General features: G+C 60.8%; 13 protein-coding genes and 1 tRNA gene. 6 read left to right on the top strand and 8 right to left on the bottom strand.

What is annotated here, in order from left to right; genetic code table 11:
- Positions 1 to 46: 46 nt before the first annotated feature.
- Positions 47 to 982, top strand: a complete 936-nt coding sequence (locus tag ABD817_RS02075) for an NADP-dependent oxidoreductase (protein ID WP_344914379.1) — start codon at positions 47 to 49, stop codon at positions 980 to 982.
- Between the two features lie 175 nt (positions 983 to 1,157).
- Positions 1,158 to 2,261, top strand: a complete 1,104-nt coding sequence (locus tag ABD817_RS02070) for an SGNH/GDSL hydrolase family protein (RefSeq protein ID WP_344914377.1) — start codon at positions 1,158 to 1,160, stop codon at positions 2,259 to 2,261.
- 642 nt (positions 2,262 to 2,903) lie between these two features.
- Here ABD817_RS02070 and ABD817_RS02065 read toward each other — a convergent pair.
- Positions 2,904 to 3,398 carry a YajQ family cyclic di-GMP-binding protein gene (locus ABD817_RS02065; protein ID WP_344914375.1) on the bottom strand — a complete coding sequence of 165 codons (495 nt, stop codon included), beginning with the start codon at positions 3,396 to 3,398 and terminating at the stop codon, positions 2,904 to 2,906.
- A 523-nt stretch (positions 3,399 to 3,921) separates the two neighbouring features.
- Here ABD817_RS02065 and ABD817_RS02060 point away from each other — a divergent pair.
- Positions 3,922 to 4,006 (top strand) — tRNA-Tyr (locus ABD817_RS02060).
- A 739-nt stretch (positions 4,007 to 4,745) separates the two neighbouring features.
- Here ABD817_RS02060 and ABD817_RS02055 read toward each other — a convergent pair.
- Entirely contained in the window at positions 4,746 to 4,988 is a 243-nt protein-coding gene (locus tag ABD817_RS02055; protein WP_344914373.1) for a site-specific integrase, read from the bottom strand.
- 171 nt (positions 4,989 to 5,159) lie between these two features.
- Positions 5,160 to 5,492, bottom strand: coding sequence for a hypothetical protein (locus tag ABD817_RS02050; RefSeq protein WP_344914371.1), 333 nt, complete (start codon positions 5,490 to 5,492; stop codon positions 5,160 to 5,162).
- Between the two features lie 124 nt (positions 5,493 to 5,616).
- On the opposite strand from ABD817_RS02050, the gene ABD817_RS02045 reads away from it, so the two are divergent.
- The gene (locus ABD817_RS02045; protein ID WP_344914369.1) at positions 5,617 to 6,033 is read left to right on the top strand and encodes a hypothetical protein; all 417 of its coding nucleotides are present in this window, start codon (positions 5,617 to 5,619) and stop codon (positions 6,031 to 6,033) included.
- On the opposite strand, the gene ABD817_RS02040 is transcribed toward ABD817_RS02045, so the two are convergent.
- The 3 genes from ABD817_RS02040 to ABD817_RS02030 form a co-directional block, all read right to left on the bottom strand.
- Entirely contained in the window at positions 6,014 to 6,541 is a 528-nt protein-coding gene (locus ABD817_RS02040; protein ID WP_344914367.1) for an NUDIX hydrolase, read from the bottom strand. The genes ABD817_RS02045 and ABD817_RS02040 overlap by 20 nt on opposite strands.
- Positions 6,542 to 6,766: 225 nt before the next feature.
- The gene (locus tag ABD817_RS02035; RefSeq protein ID WP_344914366.1) at positions 6,767 to 8,257 is read right to left on the bottom strand and encodes a UvrD-helicase domain-containing protein; all 1,491 of its coding nucleotides are present in this window, start codon (positions 8,255 to 8,257) and stop codon (positions 6,767 to 6,769) included.
- Positions 8,258 to 8,306: 49 nt separating this feature from the next.
- Positions 8,307 to 10,247 (bottom strand): ATP-dependent nuclease, encoded by a 1,941-nt coding sequence (locus ABD817_RS02030; RefSeq protein WP_344914364.1) that lies wholly within the window; start codon positions 10,245 to 10,247, stop codon positions 8,307 to 8,309.
- A gap of 782 nt (positions 10,248 to 11,029) precedes the next feature.
- On the opposite strand from ABD817_RS02030, the gene ABD817_RS02025 reads away from it, so the two are divergent.
- Positions 11,030 to 11,533, top strand: a complete 504-nt coding sequence (locus ABD817_RS02025) for a hypothetical protein (RefSeq protein WP_344914362.1) — start codon at positions 11,030 to 11,032, stop codon at positions 11,531 to 11,533.
- Positions 11,511 to 12,197 carry a hypothetical protein gene (locus ABD817_RS02020; protein ID WP_344914360.1) on the top strand — a complete coding sequence of 229 codons (687 nt, stop codon included), beginning with the start codon at positions 11,511 to 11,513 and terminating at the stop codon, positions 12,195 to 12,197. Before ABD817_RS02025 ends, ABD817_RS02020 begins: the two co-directional genes overlap by 23 nt.
- Positions 12,198 to 12,532: 335 nt before the next feature.
- Here ABD817_RS02020 and ABD817_RS02015 read toward each other — a convergent pair whose 3' ends face one another.
- Both ABD817_RS02015 and ABD817_RS02010 read right to left on the bottom strand, forming a co-directional pair.
- A complete protein-coding gene (locus tag ABD817_RS02015; protein ID WP_344914358.1) occupies positions 12,533 to 13,552 on the bottom strand; it encodes a restriction endonuclease in 1,020 nt (339 codons plus the stop codon).
- Between the two features lie 959 nt (positions 13,553 to 14,511).
- Positions 14,512 to 16,005, bottom strand: coding sequence for a helix-turn-helix transcriptional regulator (locus ABD817_RS02010; protein ID WP_344914356.1), 1,494 nt, complete (start codon positions 16,003 to 16,005; stop codon positions 14,512 to 14,514).

The raw sequence follows: 16,005 nt of genomic DNA, 5'->3' as shown, positions 1-16,005 counted from the left end.
TGTCACCATCTGCTTCGACTTCAAAGCATCTGAGCGAGGAGAGATCATGAAGGCAGTGCGCTACCACTCCTACGGCGACAGCGACGTCCTGGTCTACGAGGACGCCGACCGTCCGGTGGCGGGAGTGGGGCAGGTGGTGGTGCGGGTCGCCGGCACCTCGTTCAACCCGGTGGACGCCGTGATCCGCGCCGGTTTCCTGCGGGAGGTGTTTCCGGTGACCTTCCCGCACATCCCGAACTTCGACGTGTCCGGCGTCATCACCGAAGTCGGCGAGGGGGTCGGCGGCTGGCAGGCCGGAGACGCGGTGGTGGCGTTCCTGCCGATGACCGCGCCCGGTGCCGCCGCCGAGTACGTCTCCGTCCCGGCCGAGACCCTGGCCGCCGCCCCGCGCACGATCGACCTCGCCGACGCCGCGGCGCTGCCGTCGGCCGCCCTGACGGCCTGGCAGGCGCTGTTCGAGTACGCCGAGGTGAAGGCGGGGCAGTCGGTACTGGTCAACGGCGCGGGTGGCGCGGTCGGCGGGTACGTGGTCCAGCTCGCCAAGCGGGCCGGTGCCGACGTGACCGCGACCGCCGGCGCGCGCAGCCTTGACCGCGTCCGCTCCTACGGCGCGGACCGGATCATCGACTACACCGCCACCCCCATCCTGGAGGCGGTGGCCGGGGAGCGATTCGACGTGGTGCTGAACCTCGCGCCCACCGGCCCGCGGGAGACCGCGCGGCTGGTCGACCTGGTCGCCGACGGCGCGACCTTCGTCAGCGCCACGACCCCCGGTCCCGACGACGCCGGGCGCGGGGTGCGGACGGTGCGGGTGTTCGTGCGCAGCGACGCCACCCAGCTCACCGAGCTGGTCGCCCGCGTCGACGCCGGAGAGTTGAAGGTCGAGGTGGCCGAGCGGCGCCCCCTGGCCGACCTGGCCGCCGTCCACGACGAGGCCGCCACCGGACGGCTGGCCGGAAAGACCGTCCTGACCCCCGCCTGAACGACGACATCCCCCTTCCCCATCCCTCGCGACAACCCATGGAGATTCCCCGTGACGACCAACGGAGATCCCCCGCGACGAGCGATGGAGATTCCCCGTGACGACCGAGTGACAACCGATGAAGATTCCCCGCGATGAGCGATGGAGATTCCCTGTGACGACCAACGGAGTGAACATGACCTGGACAGCCGGCTTCCGCACCGCCGTGATCAGTCCCTACGAGCAGATCCAGCTCACCGAACCGCGTGGCTTCGCCGACCAGACGGTGCGTCAGGTGCTTCACATGGCCGGAGGCGGAGAACGCCTCCGCGTACGCCTGACGAACCTCTACGGCCGCACCCCCTTGACCATCGCCGCCGCGACGGCCGCCACCGGGCACAGACGGGCCGTCCTCACCTTCGACGGCACCGAGAAGCTCACCATCCCGCCGGGAGAAGAGACTGTCAGCGACCCGGTGGATCTCCCCGTCGCCTCCGGCGCCGACCTGTCCCTCAGCCTCTACCTCCCCGAGGAGACCGGCCTGGCCACCTATTCCCACCGGCCCATGGAGACCGCCCACATCGTCGGCGGGAACCACGTCACCTCACCCGCACTCCCTGAGGCCGAGCGGGTGGAAGCCAGGTTCTACGTCTCGGGTGTCGACGTGCTCACCCCGGACGACACCGCGATCGCCGTGGCGTTCGGCGACTCCTGGTTCGAAGGGGTCGGCTCCACGACCGGTGCGAACAATCGCTCCGTGGACGTCCTCAACCGGCGCCTCAAGCGGGGATGGGTCGTCAACCAGGGCATCGCCGGAAACCGCCTGCTACGGGACGAGGTCGGCGAGCACGCGCTGGCGCGCTTCGACCGCGATGTCCTCTCGATTCCCGGCCTGACCCACGTCCTGGTGCACTTCGGCATCAACGACCTCGGCCTCCCCGGCATGTCCGGCGAGCCTCCCGTCACCCCCGATGCCCTCATCGAGGGCTTCACGGCCCTGGCCCACCGCGCCCACACGGCCAACCTGAAGATCCTCGCCGCCACCGTCGGCCCCTTCGCGGGCGCCATCTACCCCGGGATCAGCACCCCCGAGGGCCTCACCACCCGACGCGCGGTGAACGACTGGATCCGTACCACGGACACTTTCGACGCCGTCTTCGATGTGGCCCGAGCCGTCGAGAACCCCGAGGCGCCCGACTACATCCACCCCGCCCTGGACAGCGGTGACGGCATGCACCTCAACGACAAGGGCGCCCAGGCCATGGCCAACGCCGTAGACCTGGAAACCCTCACCCTGTAGTTACCTGTACGAGAGTGATTCGCTCGCGCGCGATGGTCTGCCGTCCCAGCAGGCCATCGCCGTGACGCGCGGAGACCTCACCAATATCGATCCTCACCTCTGCACGCGGGTCGAGCGATGGCAGGAAGAGGGTGTGGCGTGCGGAGACCTCACCGATGTCGATCCTCACCCGCCCCTGGGCGAGCGAGGCCCGATCCCGGACCCACGGCAGCGATTCGACGCGGTGACACGGCGGTTCGTACCGGCAGCCGGGTTGGGCCGCTCCCGGAGGGCCTGACCAGAAAGGTCCGCCCGCCCATCGAAGGCCCGCGCCCCCGCCCGGCCTACTCCTCCCACTCCCACGACAACCGCACCTTCTAGGCGTCTACGCAGGTGCCGCCTCAGGGCCGTCATCCCCGGGAAAACCGACCAGGCGGCCAACCGCCAGAACCGCGGCTCCCGTGGCGGCCGCCCGGCCAGCCGTGATCCAGTCCAGAGCTCTCCACGTAGCGCAACGCGACTGAACGCTGTATCAACCGGATCAAAGAGTGGCACGGGCCGGCCTTCCGCTTCGACAAGACCCCCGACTTCTTCATCTCCGCGGAGCCATCGTATGGATTCGAAGCCTCCAACCATCTGAGGATCCGAAGTCCATGCGGGCCCCTAGCGGTAGTTCGAGAACTGAAGGGCGATCTCCAGGTCCTTACCCTTGAGAAGGGCGATGACCTCCTGCAGTTCGTCCCTCTTCTTCGAGCTCACTCGCAGTTCCTCGCCCTGGATCTGGGCCTTGACGCCCTTGGGCCCCTCATCGCGAATGATCTTCGAGATCTTCTTGGCGTTCTCCTGGTCGATGCCCTCCTTGAGGGTCACCAGAAGCCGGTACTCCTTGCCGGACAGCTTGGGCTCATCCGCGTCCAGGATCTTGAGGGAGAGTCCCCGCTTGATCAGCTTGTCCTTGAAGACGTCGAGGACCGCGTTGGCGCGCTCCTCGCTGTTGGCCTTGATCTCAACGGCCTTCTGACCACCCGACCAGGCGATGGTCGCGCCGGTGCCCTTGAAGTCGAATCGGTGCCCGACCTCCTTGACCGTCTGGTTCAGCGCGTTGTCGGCCTCCTGGTGGTCGATCTTGCTAACGATGTCGAACGATGAATCTGCCAAAGCACAATCCCCTCTGACCTGTTAGAACTATGAATCGCTACCCGGCTCCCGGAGGCCACGGACCTCGCATCGCGGCGGCGCCCGCGAGCCGGTTCGGTAGACGCGTACGTAACGGATCAGCCTAGCCAGCATCTCCCGCCGATGCCGAGGCGGCAGCGCGTCCCCGCCCCGCCCCCAGCGGGTGCTGTCCCGCCCCAGCGTGTCTCATTCCCACCCCCACCCTCCCGCGCCCCCGGCGTGTCCTCTTCTTCTTCCGGTCCCTCCTTCTTCCCCCATCCCCCGCGTCGCCTCCCAGCGGCCGTTCCCCAGACACTCCCATCAGTGAGCCCCATCCCACCCCAGCACCGCGACGCCTCCGGTGTCACTCCCTCCCCAGATTCCCCAGACGACACCGGGGCAGACGGTGACGTACGCACCAAAAGTCCTGATAGGAGCGGGTATCCGGAGGTGCCCTCCGTCGATGTCACGTCACACCCGGAAGTCCGCTATTCTTCTTCCTGTCGCCGCCGCAAGCGGAAGACACGGCAGGTTGCCCGAGTGGTCAAAGGGAGCGGTCTGTAAAACCGTCGGCTCAGCCTACGCAGGTTCAAGTCCTGCACCTGCCACCAGCAGAAACAGCAGCTCAGAGGCCCTCCGGGGCCTCTTTTGCGTTTCTGGGGTGTGCAGCCGCAGGCAACCGGAAGCAGCCGCATGTCACTGCTCCACCAATATGCGTGCAATGATCTTGGTCGTGTTTTCCCAGGTCACGCCGGGCTTTCCGGAGGCTCTGCAACGAGCATCGGCCTTTCGGTGGCCTGCTGAGACGTGACAGGATGTGCCGCATGCCGACTCGAAGGAACCGTGCCGCGTAGGCCGCCCAGCACTCTGCGTTCAGGGTGCCCTCGATCACCCGCCCCCACCCCGGCCAGGCAAATACCTGGAATCTCTCGTAAAACCCATGCCGCGATACGACGACTGGAAGCCGAGCGTCTGTGGCTGAACGCCCTGGCCGACGCCTTGGACCAGTACGCAGGGTTTCTCCGGCACTCCGGCCGATACCTCTACCTCCGTCCGGACGGGTTGCCATGTTGCGACCCGGTAGAAGCCCGTGACCTCTTGGAAGAAGCTCTTCACGCCCTGCCCTCGTTCGCTCGATCTGAGCTTTGGCGAATTGTGGAGCGGCTGGACACGAAGTTCCGCGACCGGACTCTGCCTGATCCGGGGGCGGGCCGCGGACACTCGTCGATGCCAGGCGCATGGTGGCGACATCGACTGGCCGAATGGTGATTATGCGACGGTTCCACGACGTGTGGAACAAGCGAAGAGGGCCCCGGATGGCTTCCGGGACCTCTTTGTACGGTGAACACCTCAGCCGACCAGCGCGTCACCGATCCGCTGGTTCGCCAGATCCTTGTGACCGTCGAGGCACTTGGCGTAGACCCGCAGCAGAACGTCCACACTGCGCCCGGCCCGCTCCGCCACGTCGGGAGCCGAGACACCCGCGTCGAGCCAGAGGGAGACCGCCGCGTGCCTCAGGTCGTACGGTCTGCGGGCCAGAGGGGAGAAGCTACCTGAGCCGGGGTGAAGGCCAGCCTTCGAGCCTCCTGCCACACCTCGGTATAGGCCGTCGACGCGATCACGCCGCCACGCTCGCTACGGAAGATTCGCCCGTCCGCGCCGGTCCCGTACTCCTCGATGTGTCGACGAAGGATCGCCACCAGTTCCGGCGGGATCGGCACCGGACGCACGTCGGCCCGGCCCCGGTGCTTGAGCCCTCGTTCCTCATGGGCGTTCCCGCTGTCCGTCCAGTGCGTGTTGACCTCTGGCCGGGAGATGTCGACCGTCAGCCGCCCCCAAGCCCTTGGGCGGAAAGTGGCAGTCCTGGAGTCGCAGGCCGACCGCCTCAGCCGGGCGTAGTGCCGCGTAGTACATGCAGGCGAACAGCGCCATGAGCCGCCAGCCACGACCACGCCCGCCCACGTAGGTCACCATCGTGAGCAGCTCTTGAGCCTGCCGGGGGTTGACCGCGACGCGAGGATCAACAGTCTCGGTGACCTTGGGCGGCTTCCAGGTGACCTTGTGCAGCGGGTTGGCGTCCAACTCCTCCAGCTCCACCGGTACTCCAGAACGGCATGGAAGACGGCCCGCTTACGGGCGATCGTGTTCGGAGCCGCCGCCTTGCCGTCAAGGCGGAGGGCGAGCGCGTCGAGCGCCAGTCGTACCGGTTTGGCGTCGTTGGATGTCCGCAGCCGAAGCCGAAGGCGCTGCCATTCTCGGAGACGAAGCAACCTGCCGCACCGCCCTGGAACAGGCCGCCGCGCTCCTGCCCGATGGTGACGCCGACCCCGACATGCCTTACCTGTCGGTCAACGCTCGCCACCTGGCGCGTTGGCAGGGGAGTTGCCTGGTGCGCTTCGGCGATCCGGGGACCGTCGAAGACCTGCGTTCCGCATTGGCCGGGATGGACGGCACCTACAACCGCGCCGAATCCGGCGTCCGTTGCGACCTGGGTCATGCCCTTCTCGCCCGTGGAGAGCCCGATGCCGCCCAACCCCACATCCAGCGCGCTCAGCACCTCGCTACGATGACCGGCTCCAGCCGGCAACGCCGACGTGGCGAGGAACTCGCCCGAGCCGTCAGCCGCTCGTTGCGCTGAGCCGATCCCGCGCCGCGAACAGACCGATCAACGTCCCCGACGTCCAGATGTCACCGCGTGCGATCATCGCCGGGATCTCGGCCATCGGCACCCACTCGATGAGATCGGCCTCGATCTCCCCGGTTGGACTTCCGACCAGATCGGCACCTCGCACCAGGAACAGGCTGTGCTCGGAGTCGACCATGCCTGCCATCGGCTGGTAGGTGATCAAAGGCTCGATCTCCTTGGGCCGATACACTGTCTCCTCCTCCACCTCACGAGCAGCTGTCGTAATGGCGTCCTCGCCGGCGTCGACCAGGCCGCCGGGAAGCTCCCAGCCCCACCGGTCGAACAGGAACCGGTGCCGCCACATCATCAGCACCCGGTTCTGCTCGTCGACCACCACGGCGATCGCCGCCCGATCCAGATGCACCGCGTGATGCTCGAACCGCTCCCCGTCCGGGATCGCCACGTCAACGAGCCCCAACCGAATCCACCGGTTGTCATAGATGAGCCGTTCCCCGTGCACGATCCACCGCGACCGCTCTTCGTTGGTAGCCACACAGCGAAGTTACAGGCCAACATCCCCGACGTACACGGGCATCGTGACAGACGGTGCCATCAAGCGAGACGGGACAAGTGCCAAGCGGCATGCGAGCCTGAGGCGGTCATGCTAACGACATTGTGAATCGTTTGATCATTGGCTGAAAATATACCAAGGTTCGCTGGATCCGGCACTGGGCAGCCCACCGGTTTAGATAGCGACTGTTGTCGACTTACCGCGAGTAAGCGCTACATAGATGATTCGGTGATCATCCTTGGTTTTGTCGAGTCCGGCACCCAATGCGATCCTCTCTGTTGGTGTGAGTCGTACGCCGACGCCCGACCATTCCTGGCCCTTTGCTTGGTGCACTGTGACCGCTGGCACCGGATGATAGACGTCACGCTGCAGATAGCCACGCAGTAGCGATAGCGGGCGAGTATAAGTCGGGTGCCGGTTGCGGAACTGTTGTGATGACTCTGTCTGCACGACCTCTACAAGCTGGTCCCAAGCGTCATTGACCGCAGAAGCCGTCGTCGAGCGGAGTGTAGCGAGGACGTCAATCAGTTGCAGGCTGAGACGCTTCCGTACGTCGGAATCAGTGATGCCAAGCGTTACCAAGGCTTCCTCGATAAAGATGGCTCGCCTACCAAGCGCGGAGACGGTCACCATGTCCAAGAGGAGCAGTGCGGCGGCTTTTTCAACAGTGCGCGGACTGCCGAACGACAGAGGTAAGACGTCTCCGCCTATCTCCCATAAAGTGTCCCATTTGCGTGCAAGGACTATGTCGAGTTGCTCGTCCGTGTGGGCAGGCAATGTTATAGGTTCACCTGCCCGTAGGTTACGTGCAAGATCCACGCATTGTTCACTGATGAACCGGAATGAGCGGGTCAACCTATAGGTGTGCAAGTCGAAGTGCTTGATAAGCTTGGGTACGAGATGAGGGCCAGCGCCGCGGAAAAGATAAAGCGCCTGCCAGGGATCTCCAATTACCGTTACGTTAGTGCTATATCTGATCGCCCGGCTTATGAGTCTCAGGTCTAGTCGGTTCGCATCGAAGATCTCATCCACGATAAGACTCCGGATTGTGGACTGGATGCGGCGCCCCAGAACTTCTGACAGTTCTTCATCGCTGAGGGCGGCATTAATTATGGCACGCACATCTTCATGAGTGCAAATACCGGCGTTGATGGCTTCCTTAAAGGAGGCGTCAGCGATATGGGTGCTGGCACTGTCGTTGATGCGACAGGAGATGACGATCTCACGTTCCCTTAAGGCGAGGATTGGCTCGTAGCGGGAGTAGGTGTGTTTGTGTGACGTGCCCCACCCGTCGAGCACCCGTAGATCGGTATGTCTTCCAGGCCAGCGTAGATGATTGTCATACAGTAGGAAGCTGCACAGCTCTGACAGCAGCGTGTCGATGGTGACGATGCGGTTGGGTGAGCGCAAAGCTTCGAGACCCCACATACGTGCGACGCGGTCTCGCAACTCACGAGTGGCCGCTCGGGTAAAGCTTAAGGCGACAGTGGCACGTGGGTCGGTGAGGTTGTTGTAGTGCAGGAACCCGTATCGCTCAGCCGCGACAGTTGTCTTGCCCGATCCGGGAGCGGCCTCGATGAATACGGCAGTCTCCTTGGCGGCAGCCGCTAGCAGTTGCTCATCGGTGAGGCCGTGATGCTGCGATGGGTTGGACCTCAACGGCATCTCCTGTTCCTGTGCTTAGGGCCGACTCGACGTAGCGATGACTTCAATTTTAGAACGGGATGACGTCTATGGTTGGCTCTACTACGTCCACATCCACGTCATAGAGAAAGTTGTAGACATCAGCGATGTGTTCCGGCACCACCACACTGGTGGGATCAACTCTGATGTATGTCTCTAGCAGTTGCGCCAGATTAAGGGAGAATTGGGCTTTGTGAGACTTGCCAGCGCCCTCGGGGGTGCCGTAGGTTTTGCTGGCGCTGGCGAACAGGGCGGCAATGCTCTCCACATTGACCACCTCTGGAACGTCGAGGCCAGTAGCCTCAAGGGCGGTCGCGATTAGAGTCTCATTGCCAGGAGTGATCGATGGCTCAAGCGTGGGATGGCTGATGAAGTAGCCAAGCGTTTCAGGGTTGTAGTTGTTCGTCCATACAGGCTTTGTCGGTATTTCCGTGGTGAGCTTATCGCTGTCGCTGAGAATTGCCACTCGGGTCGCTAGTTCGAACCCGCGTGTGGCAAGAAGTTTGGCCGGCCACTCGCCCACCTTCCAGCCCATCACAGTGATCGTCAGCGCGTCAACGAAGGCGATCTTGTTTGGATCTGAGGCAGCCCACACCTGCCCAAATAGCCGAAGCACGGCTGCTTCCGTTACGCCCTCGACGAAGACAACCCGTTCCGCGAACAACGCAGCAGATCGTGTCGCGTCCATGTGTAAGCGCGCGAACTTGAGGATTTTATCGCGGTCGGGAACTGGCAGACCGCCCACAGGCCGGCTGATGCGTCGCCCATCGGGGGTGCGGCGCAACACGACAAGCTCCTCCGGCAGGCAGGAGGTGATGATGTCAGTAGCGTGACTGGAGAGGATCACCTGCAGTTCGGGGCGTCGCTGTACGACTGTGCGCAGGTATCGGGCGAGCCCGTGTTGCAATTGTGGATGCAGGTGTGCCTCGGGTTCTTCGATCACCACGGTTGCATGAAACGGTGTGGACGGAAAGAACGAGTCTTCCTCGGAATCTCGTTCGGCTCTGGCTTGCGCTAAGCGGTCCGCGGCGGCACGCACCTGGTCCTCAAGATCGAAAGAGTCTTCGCCGGACGGATCTGTGATAGGCGTAGTGGTTTTCTCGTCGTGCATAGCTTCGGCGTCGGCGATCGTGTCAGTGGCTTGGCGCGCTGCAGAGTCAGGGATGGCAGCCAAGGTGACAGCGATGTGCAATAAATTGACGTAGCCGAGGCCACTAACTTCCAAGTTTCGAGCTTGGGCACGGTCGTCGACGACTGCGAGCATCAGCTCAAGAACACGGGCAAGGTACTCGTCGTTGATGGCTTGCCCACGGACAAAGGGCCACTGCTGGCTAACCCCGGCCGTCAGAAAGCGCAGGTGCTCTCCCACCCTTCGCTCGATGCTTTGAATGATTTCATGTTGAGAGAGAGCGTCGAGAAGGTCGGCAGCGCTCGATCGTAGCGACTGGAGGTTTCGAGTTCCGGTTAACCGCTGTTGCTGTGCCCGGAGCAGTTCGATGAGGATCCGCGCTTCGCGACGGGCGAGTTCGTCGATGGGGTTCCGCCACGCTGGCAAGTAGATCAGTCGGACGCTGTTGAGCAGGTTGGCTCCGACGGCCACCTGAGCAGATACTTTTCCGAGATCACGGCTCAGGCTATACATCCATGTGGCGGCCTGCCCGGTACTGGAGGTGCCAGTCTGCCCCTGCAGGAGCTGTCCTAGCGGCCCTTCGTCGACGGAGTTTTCAGCGTAGGAGTATTCTACGGTGATGCTCCGGTCACCAGACCCAAGAGTTGCAGAAGACGGCAATGGCAATCGCGGGAACCTCATGCGATGCCCGAGGTAGATCGCGTCGCAGACAGTCGACTTGCCAGCATTGTTAGCGCCTATGAGGACCGAGAATCGGCCAGGTATGACGCATTCAAGCTCGCCATTAGCGCTAGCACGAAATCCGCGTGCGATGATCTTGCTTAGGTGCATCAGTATCTCCATGGGGGACGTATCGGATCGACCCGAACCCGGTAGGGGATTCAGTGTGCCAGTGCTACACATGTCTAGGTGAGAACATGCCAAACAGTGCGGATCGACAGCATCCCGTCTTGCGGGAGCATCGCGAACTGGAAGGACCGTCTGGTTGGGAACAGCCAGAACTGTCAAGCATCTGGTGAAGCTGCAGTGTCCAAACATGTCCCGGAACAGGACAAAACGGGTGCTGCGGAACGTTGCCGAATTGTTCTTGTTTGAATCAAGACGGCGGCGCGGCGCGCCGCCGCACGGCCCGCCGCCCGCTCCGCCGCCCGAGCGTGCGGCGTGGGCGCCGGTCTCGGCCGGCGGCGGGACCGCGAGCCGCTCACCGCACCGCTCACCCACCGCACTTGCCCCTCAGCCACCGCAGCGGGGCCGCACCGCCGTTCGGATGCAACCCTTACGATCGCCTGATTGTGGTTAGCCACCGTAGCTGGCTAGGGGCGATCGACGGGCTGGGACTTCGTTCCTCAGCCCCCAGCCCACCGAAAGACCAGGCTACGAGCTTACATATCTAGCTTGTCATCCCAGGAACCAAGCGATGACTGCGCGTACTGTGCCGGACACCACGCCTGCGATGGCAGCAGATGCCAGCCGGATCTTCTCTGAACGGCTGATGTGGGACTTGCTCTGCTCTTGGCTGCCTTGCTGTGTGGAAGGAGTCTCAGGTGAGTTCATACCGGTAGTACGCCAGACCGGGGATCCGCTCTCTGCGGCAAAAATCGCGGGGTTCCATCTATCCTCTAGCTGTGGCGTGGAAAGGCCCTACCTCGACAGAGCTTCAGTTGCAGGGCTGGCTGCATGGGCGGGACTTGGATGTGAGCCTGGCTAAGATTCGGCGCTGGCGTGAGTTCGGCGCTCTGCCTTGGCCGAAGAAGCGAAGCCAAGGGCAAGGTCGTGGTGCAGCATCGGTAGAGCTCACAGAAGACACATACGTGGTGGCCGAAGCGCTCGCTTTGGCCACCGTGCGTAAGCAAAGGCTAGAGAAGGCGATACTCCAGATCTTCTTTGCTCGCCCGCAATCCAAGGAGATCTTCACCACCAGTCGCTTGCCATTGCCTGAAATGGGTGTGCGAAAAGCCTTAGAATGGCTCATTGCTAACGATCGCGGCAGCGTGATTGTGAACATCGAGCGGGCAATGTCTCTTGCTAATTCTCCGGAAGAGAAGATTGATCTAGCTATTGATATAGCGTATCGACATTTTCGCACTCTTCTTCGTCGGCAATCCGTTGCCGAAAAAAAAGGGAATTAACCTGCCTCGTCGTTCGTTGATTCACGGGCCAGAGGACGCGCACGCCTTAGCTGACGCGGCTGTTACTGCTTTGATTCCCGATGCTTATGGCTCGGAAGTTCTATTTGAAATAGTTCGCGGACTCTTAAATGATCTAAATATCGATTACCAGCCGAATGAAGAACTCCGCGCTTACGGGGCGACGCTAGCCGAGGCAATGATTAGAGAATGGCGTGAGCGCGAAGAGAATGGACTGTCGCCATTAGAGAAGTTTCCAAATATTTCCACATCTGCTCAAGTAGCGGGTCTCGGGAAGACTAGCTATGCAAGGATATGCATTATAAGAGATGTTCTCGCCGTACTCATAGAGGCATCTCTACCTCTACGTGTTGCTCAACAGGTAATTCCCGATGATCCCGTTGTTCGGCATCTCTTAGAAGAGTGCGCTCAATATGGGATTATTGATTACTGTTTTTATTGGGCGAATATGGCGAGTCGGGGCGCTCCAGAAAAAGCGTGGAAAGTCATGGCGCCTACACTTATCACGCTTATTGGGCTCTATGGTTACGGTGAAGATGAAGAAAAGTTTGCCCGTTTTCGGTCGGCGATTACCAAATTAGACCCTGTGCTGGATGAGCTACCTGGGATGATAGAACGTATTCAAGCTCGCCTCGCCGGTTCTTAAGCGCCGATGTCAGGGCACCGCGAAGATTAGAAAGTGTTTTCCGCTGATCCGTAGATTCTAGATTCAGGGAATCTGGGTGGCGCGCCCGTTGCATTTCTGATTGAACAGGAAAAGGAGGAACAACGGGGAGTTGCAGGGAACGCGATCAGCGCTGTGATCTGCTCATTCTCAAGTGGAGTAAGATCGCCACACATCTTTGCAAGCAGAACGTCAGGGTTCGAATCTTCTGAGCTTCATAAAAGCATCCGTCGTACTCAGCTAAACTCGCGGGCTACAGTGACGCACCACTTCTTTTTCATTTCTTCGTATCGCTGAATTAGGTGTCAGTAATTGCGTTACCGCAGTGGGCGGCGGATAATTTCCCAAAGCAGGGATTCGGGATTTCTTTCCCCCGCTTGATGTGGCGCATATTCGCGCATGTATGAGGTCATTTCACCTAATTCAATAAGGCGTATAATGTCAGCTTTGTCGGAACCGGAAAGAAGCTTACGGGCAGGATCAGTGAATCCGGAGGTAGAGATTAGAAGTCCGCCATCGACATGGTCTCGTGCGATTACCATAAATAGTTTCTCTAACTCCTGCGGTCCCACTTTCTTGCCTGAGCTCCAGTGTTTAACTTCAACATAGATAGAGCGTGCCTGACCTCGATCATCCCTGCATCGCAACACTAAGTCCTTCCCCCCATCCTTGCTTCCACGGGTCAGTTGCACATCAAATCCGAGATCTTCGGCCACGATCGCAGATATTCTCTCGAAGTCCCGGTGCTCTATCTCAAGAATCTGAGTCGGGTCGGTGGCGAGGACATTTCTCAGCTCCTGCATAGCGCCGCGGATCACCTGGGGGATCTTGGATGTTAGGAACCTTGTATCGTAGGTGCGGTCCCTCGCAAGAACACAGGACATCGGACCTACTCCGCTTCTTGTGCGAAGCTCGTAAGGAAGAGCTTCCTGGAGTAGAAACTGCCAAATGCCATGCGTAAGTGTTCCACCTCGCCATAAATTAAGGTGACCCTTAAACGTTGCACTCCCTGAGACTTGCATTTCGTTAGCCATAGACCAAAAGCGAGATATCTGAACTAAGCTATCAGTGATCTCGTTGTCAGAAAAATTGCCAAAATCTATATCAGGCAAGCCGTGCACTTTCACGGCTCGACGTAAGGCATTCCGTACTGCCGTGGCGGTCAATGATACTCGTCCATTCGGATCCTCCCAAAACGTTGCAACGCCGTCTTGACAGTTGCCTCCTGTCCTGCCAATTGGAAGATTCTGGTTCGTTTTATAAACGAAAATATCGTCGAATGTAATTGAGAGATAAAATCGGGCCGGCTCCCCAATTCGTCGAGGCTCGCTGCGCATGCCATACATACTAAGCCTCTATCTCTCCGACTGGCACTACCTTTCGCCTCCAAGGGGATCTTGGAGCCCCAGAGTGATCGCGAAATACCGTCTGGCGTGAATGGCGGCGTAGCCAGGCCCGTACCGAAGACTTCCTGGCTGAACTTCATTTGTGGCCCGCAGAGGAAGGGAAGCCGTACAAGCCCTTACCTCCCCGCGGATTGCTTTGGCCCATGGAGGCCCCGGTCGCCGCACGCTTGAGGAAACCTCTGCTTAGCATCGCTGACCTTTGGATTGAGGGTTGCGACTTCTTGGGGCTGGGAGGATGCGCACCGGCACGGCTGCTTCCTCTCCCTCCTGAACACCGGCGACACCTCAAGCCGGGTAACGTGATCATCAGCACTGGATGCGGCCATCCACCGGTATCGCGCGCATCGTAGAGATCGTCCGGGCCATGGGATATATGCGGGATGATCTTGTGTGGTAGAAGTCGAAGAGAATGCTTTCGCCCTGGTGCCAGGGCATGTCGTCACCGGGGACGCAGCCCTCTTGAAAACCGCTGCCCCTGTCAGCAGGGCATACTGAGAATAGTCCGATCGCTGGGCAAGTGCGCGTCGTCGATGCTGGCTTCCGTCTGGAAGTGCCACATGGTTTGGCTCCTCCTCATGGATGGCTTAGCCAGCCCAGAGGGCGGATGAGGCTATGCCAGGCGATCTTCCGTAGTGTGGCCGCATCATCTAATTTGACGATCTCAGTCTTGAACTTATGCGCGAACGAGCGGTGAGGGCTAGGTTTCTTCCCTAGGTGCTCCATCATGGACATCCTTCCGGGGACGAATCCCTGATCTCGGATGTCCGTCAAATCAGATCAAGCCCAGTGCAACGACCCGCATTCAACCCAACGCAGCCAGCGGAGCGGAGGTCCTACCCACTTGCTTCCCTGTTGAGGAGGGGATCAGTAAGTGCTTGGCTTGAGGGCCTTTACTCAGAGCGCACCGTCGTGGAATGAGCGCGACGGCGTGAAGTGGTACGGGCGTTGCGTGCCTCTTCAAGCTGTTGACGCGTTATAACTGTTCCGTGAGACCAGTCCGTCTCAGTAAGGGCGTTGAGCCCTGGGGCGGTATGGCTGCCCAAGACCTCGGTCGATGGGGCGGGCGTGCTGATGTCGTCCAGGAGTCGGTCGAGTAGGTGAGCAAGGATAGTTGGTCCGGTTCCCGAGTAGCCCCATGTAGCGCCGCCGTCCCATTGGGCAGGAGCGAGAAAAAGCTGGCCGTCTTCGGTCCTGATCCACACGCTTCCGTCGAGAACTATGGAGTGCAAGGGGGATACGGTCGGCAGACGTTTTGCAACAGCCGCGATGATTGTCTTGTCGGGTAGCTCAAGTACCGGTAGGCCAGTGGAAGGATCTTGAAGCGTGCGCCCTTCCAACCGAGAGCCGAGGACCCTATAGCGAGCGTTGCGGGGTGCATAGATGAGTTTGGAGACCCACTCCGCTCGGATAATTGAGGTCCCATTGTCTGCTCCGAGATGGACAATACCGGAGAAGGGGAAGCCTTCCCCGCCATCCCACTGGCGTGCGATAGAGATGCACTGCTCCGCCAGCGTGTCCGTGCGTTGGAGAACTTCGGTCCAGCCAAATTCACGGATGTCCTGAGGGAGGGAATCCTCATGAGGATCGGGCATCCGGAGAGGCTTCGCTGCAAACACGACATCTCTCGTTACATGCCTCTTGTAGTCGTCCCAATGCTCAAGGTTGCGGCTGGCTTCGACGCAGGCACGATGAACTATCACGTGTGCGAGCTCTCGCAGCGTTCGCGACGTTCGATGATCATCGGAGTAGGCGGCGGCGAGCTGAAACAGAGGGCCTACATTGAGCTCATGCTGTGCTTGAGCGCACACGGTTTGCGAACCTGGTCGCCAGCGAAGCATCTCCTGCGGGTCCCGCATATTGATAGGCCAGTACGGCGCCGGCATACCGATAACGCGAGCAATGTCCTCCCATAACACGTGGTAGGGGCCATGGGGTATGGCAATATCCAAGGCGTCCACATTGGGCCCCTCGAAGACCCGCCAGTCTGGCCTTAGGACCACGATGGCATCCGCGTCGGATGCCACGTCAGCGAGCTCATTCAGCGACTGCCATGCACCCATCAACGGTGGATAGATGAAGCTTAGTCGTCCGAATTCGGCGTCCCAAGAAAGGATGGTATGACCATCGATGACTCGCGCACCGACGTACGGTGCTGGGTTGACTGGCTCAGGCCAGTACAAGAAGGGAACCCGAGTGGCGAGACGTCGTCCGGCCATTGCGGCCCATCTCAAGATCGCTGTTCGGCTCCAGTACTCACGCGCGCCGCTCCGCTTCACCGGTTCAGGGAACCCGGGTTCTTTTCGAAGACGCCAAAAGCGTGGACGCGAGGTGTTGAGCAAGACGCAGATTTCTTCCTTGTCCACCAAGTGCGATGCGGAAGCCAT

Origin of the sequence: Streptosporangium oxazolinicum, from assembly GCF_039537505.1 — a bacterium.
In the GTDB taxonomy this organism is placed as follows: domain Bacteria; phylum Actinomycetota; class Actinomycetes; order Streptosporangiales; family Streptosporangiaceae; genus Streptosporangium; species Streptosporangium oxazolinicum.
This window is presented reverse-complemented; position numbering and strand designations above follow the sequence as displayed.

Excerpts from the sequence above, each read along its gene's own strand:
- ABD817_RS02015 (WP_344914358.1), bottom strand. The coding sequence starts at position 13,552 with ATGCGCAGCGAGCCTCGACGAATTGGGGAGCCGGCCCGATTTTATCTC.
- ABD817_RS02070 (WP_344914377.1), top strand. The coding sequence starts at position 1,158 with ATGACCTGGACAGCCGGCTTCCGCACCGCCGTGATCAGTCCCTACGAG.
- ABD817_RS02075 (WP_344914379.1), top strand. The coding sequence starts at position 47 with ATGAAGGCAGTGCGCTACCACTCCTACGGCGACAGCGACGTCCTGGTC.
- ABD817_RS02010 (WP_344914356.1), bottom strand. The coding sequence starts at position 16,005 with ATGGCTTCCGCATCGCACTTGGTGGACAAGGAAGAAATCTGCGTCTTG.
- ABD817_RS02030 (WP_344914364.1), bottom strand. The coding sequence starts at position 10,247 with ATGGAGATACTGATGCACCTAAGCAAGATCATCGCACGCGGATTTCGT.
- ABD817_RS02045 (WP_344914369.1), top strand. The coding sequence starts at position 5,617 with ATGTCCGCAGCCGAAGCCGAAGGCGCTGCCATTCTCGGAGACGAAGCA.
- ABD817_RS02035 (WP_344914366.1), bottom strand. The coding sequence starts at position 8,257 with ATGCCGTTGAGGTCCAACCCATCGCAGCATCACGGCCTCACCGATGAG.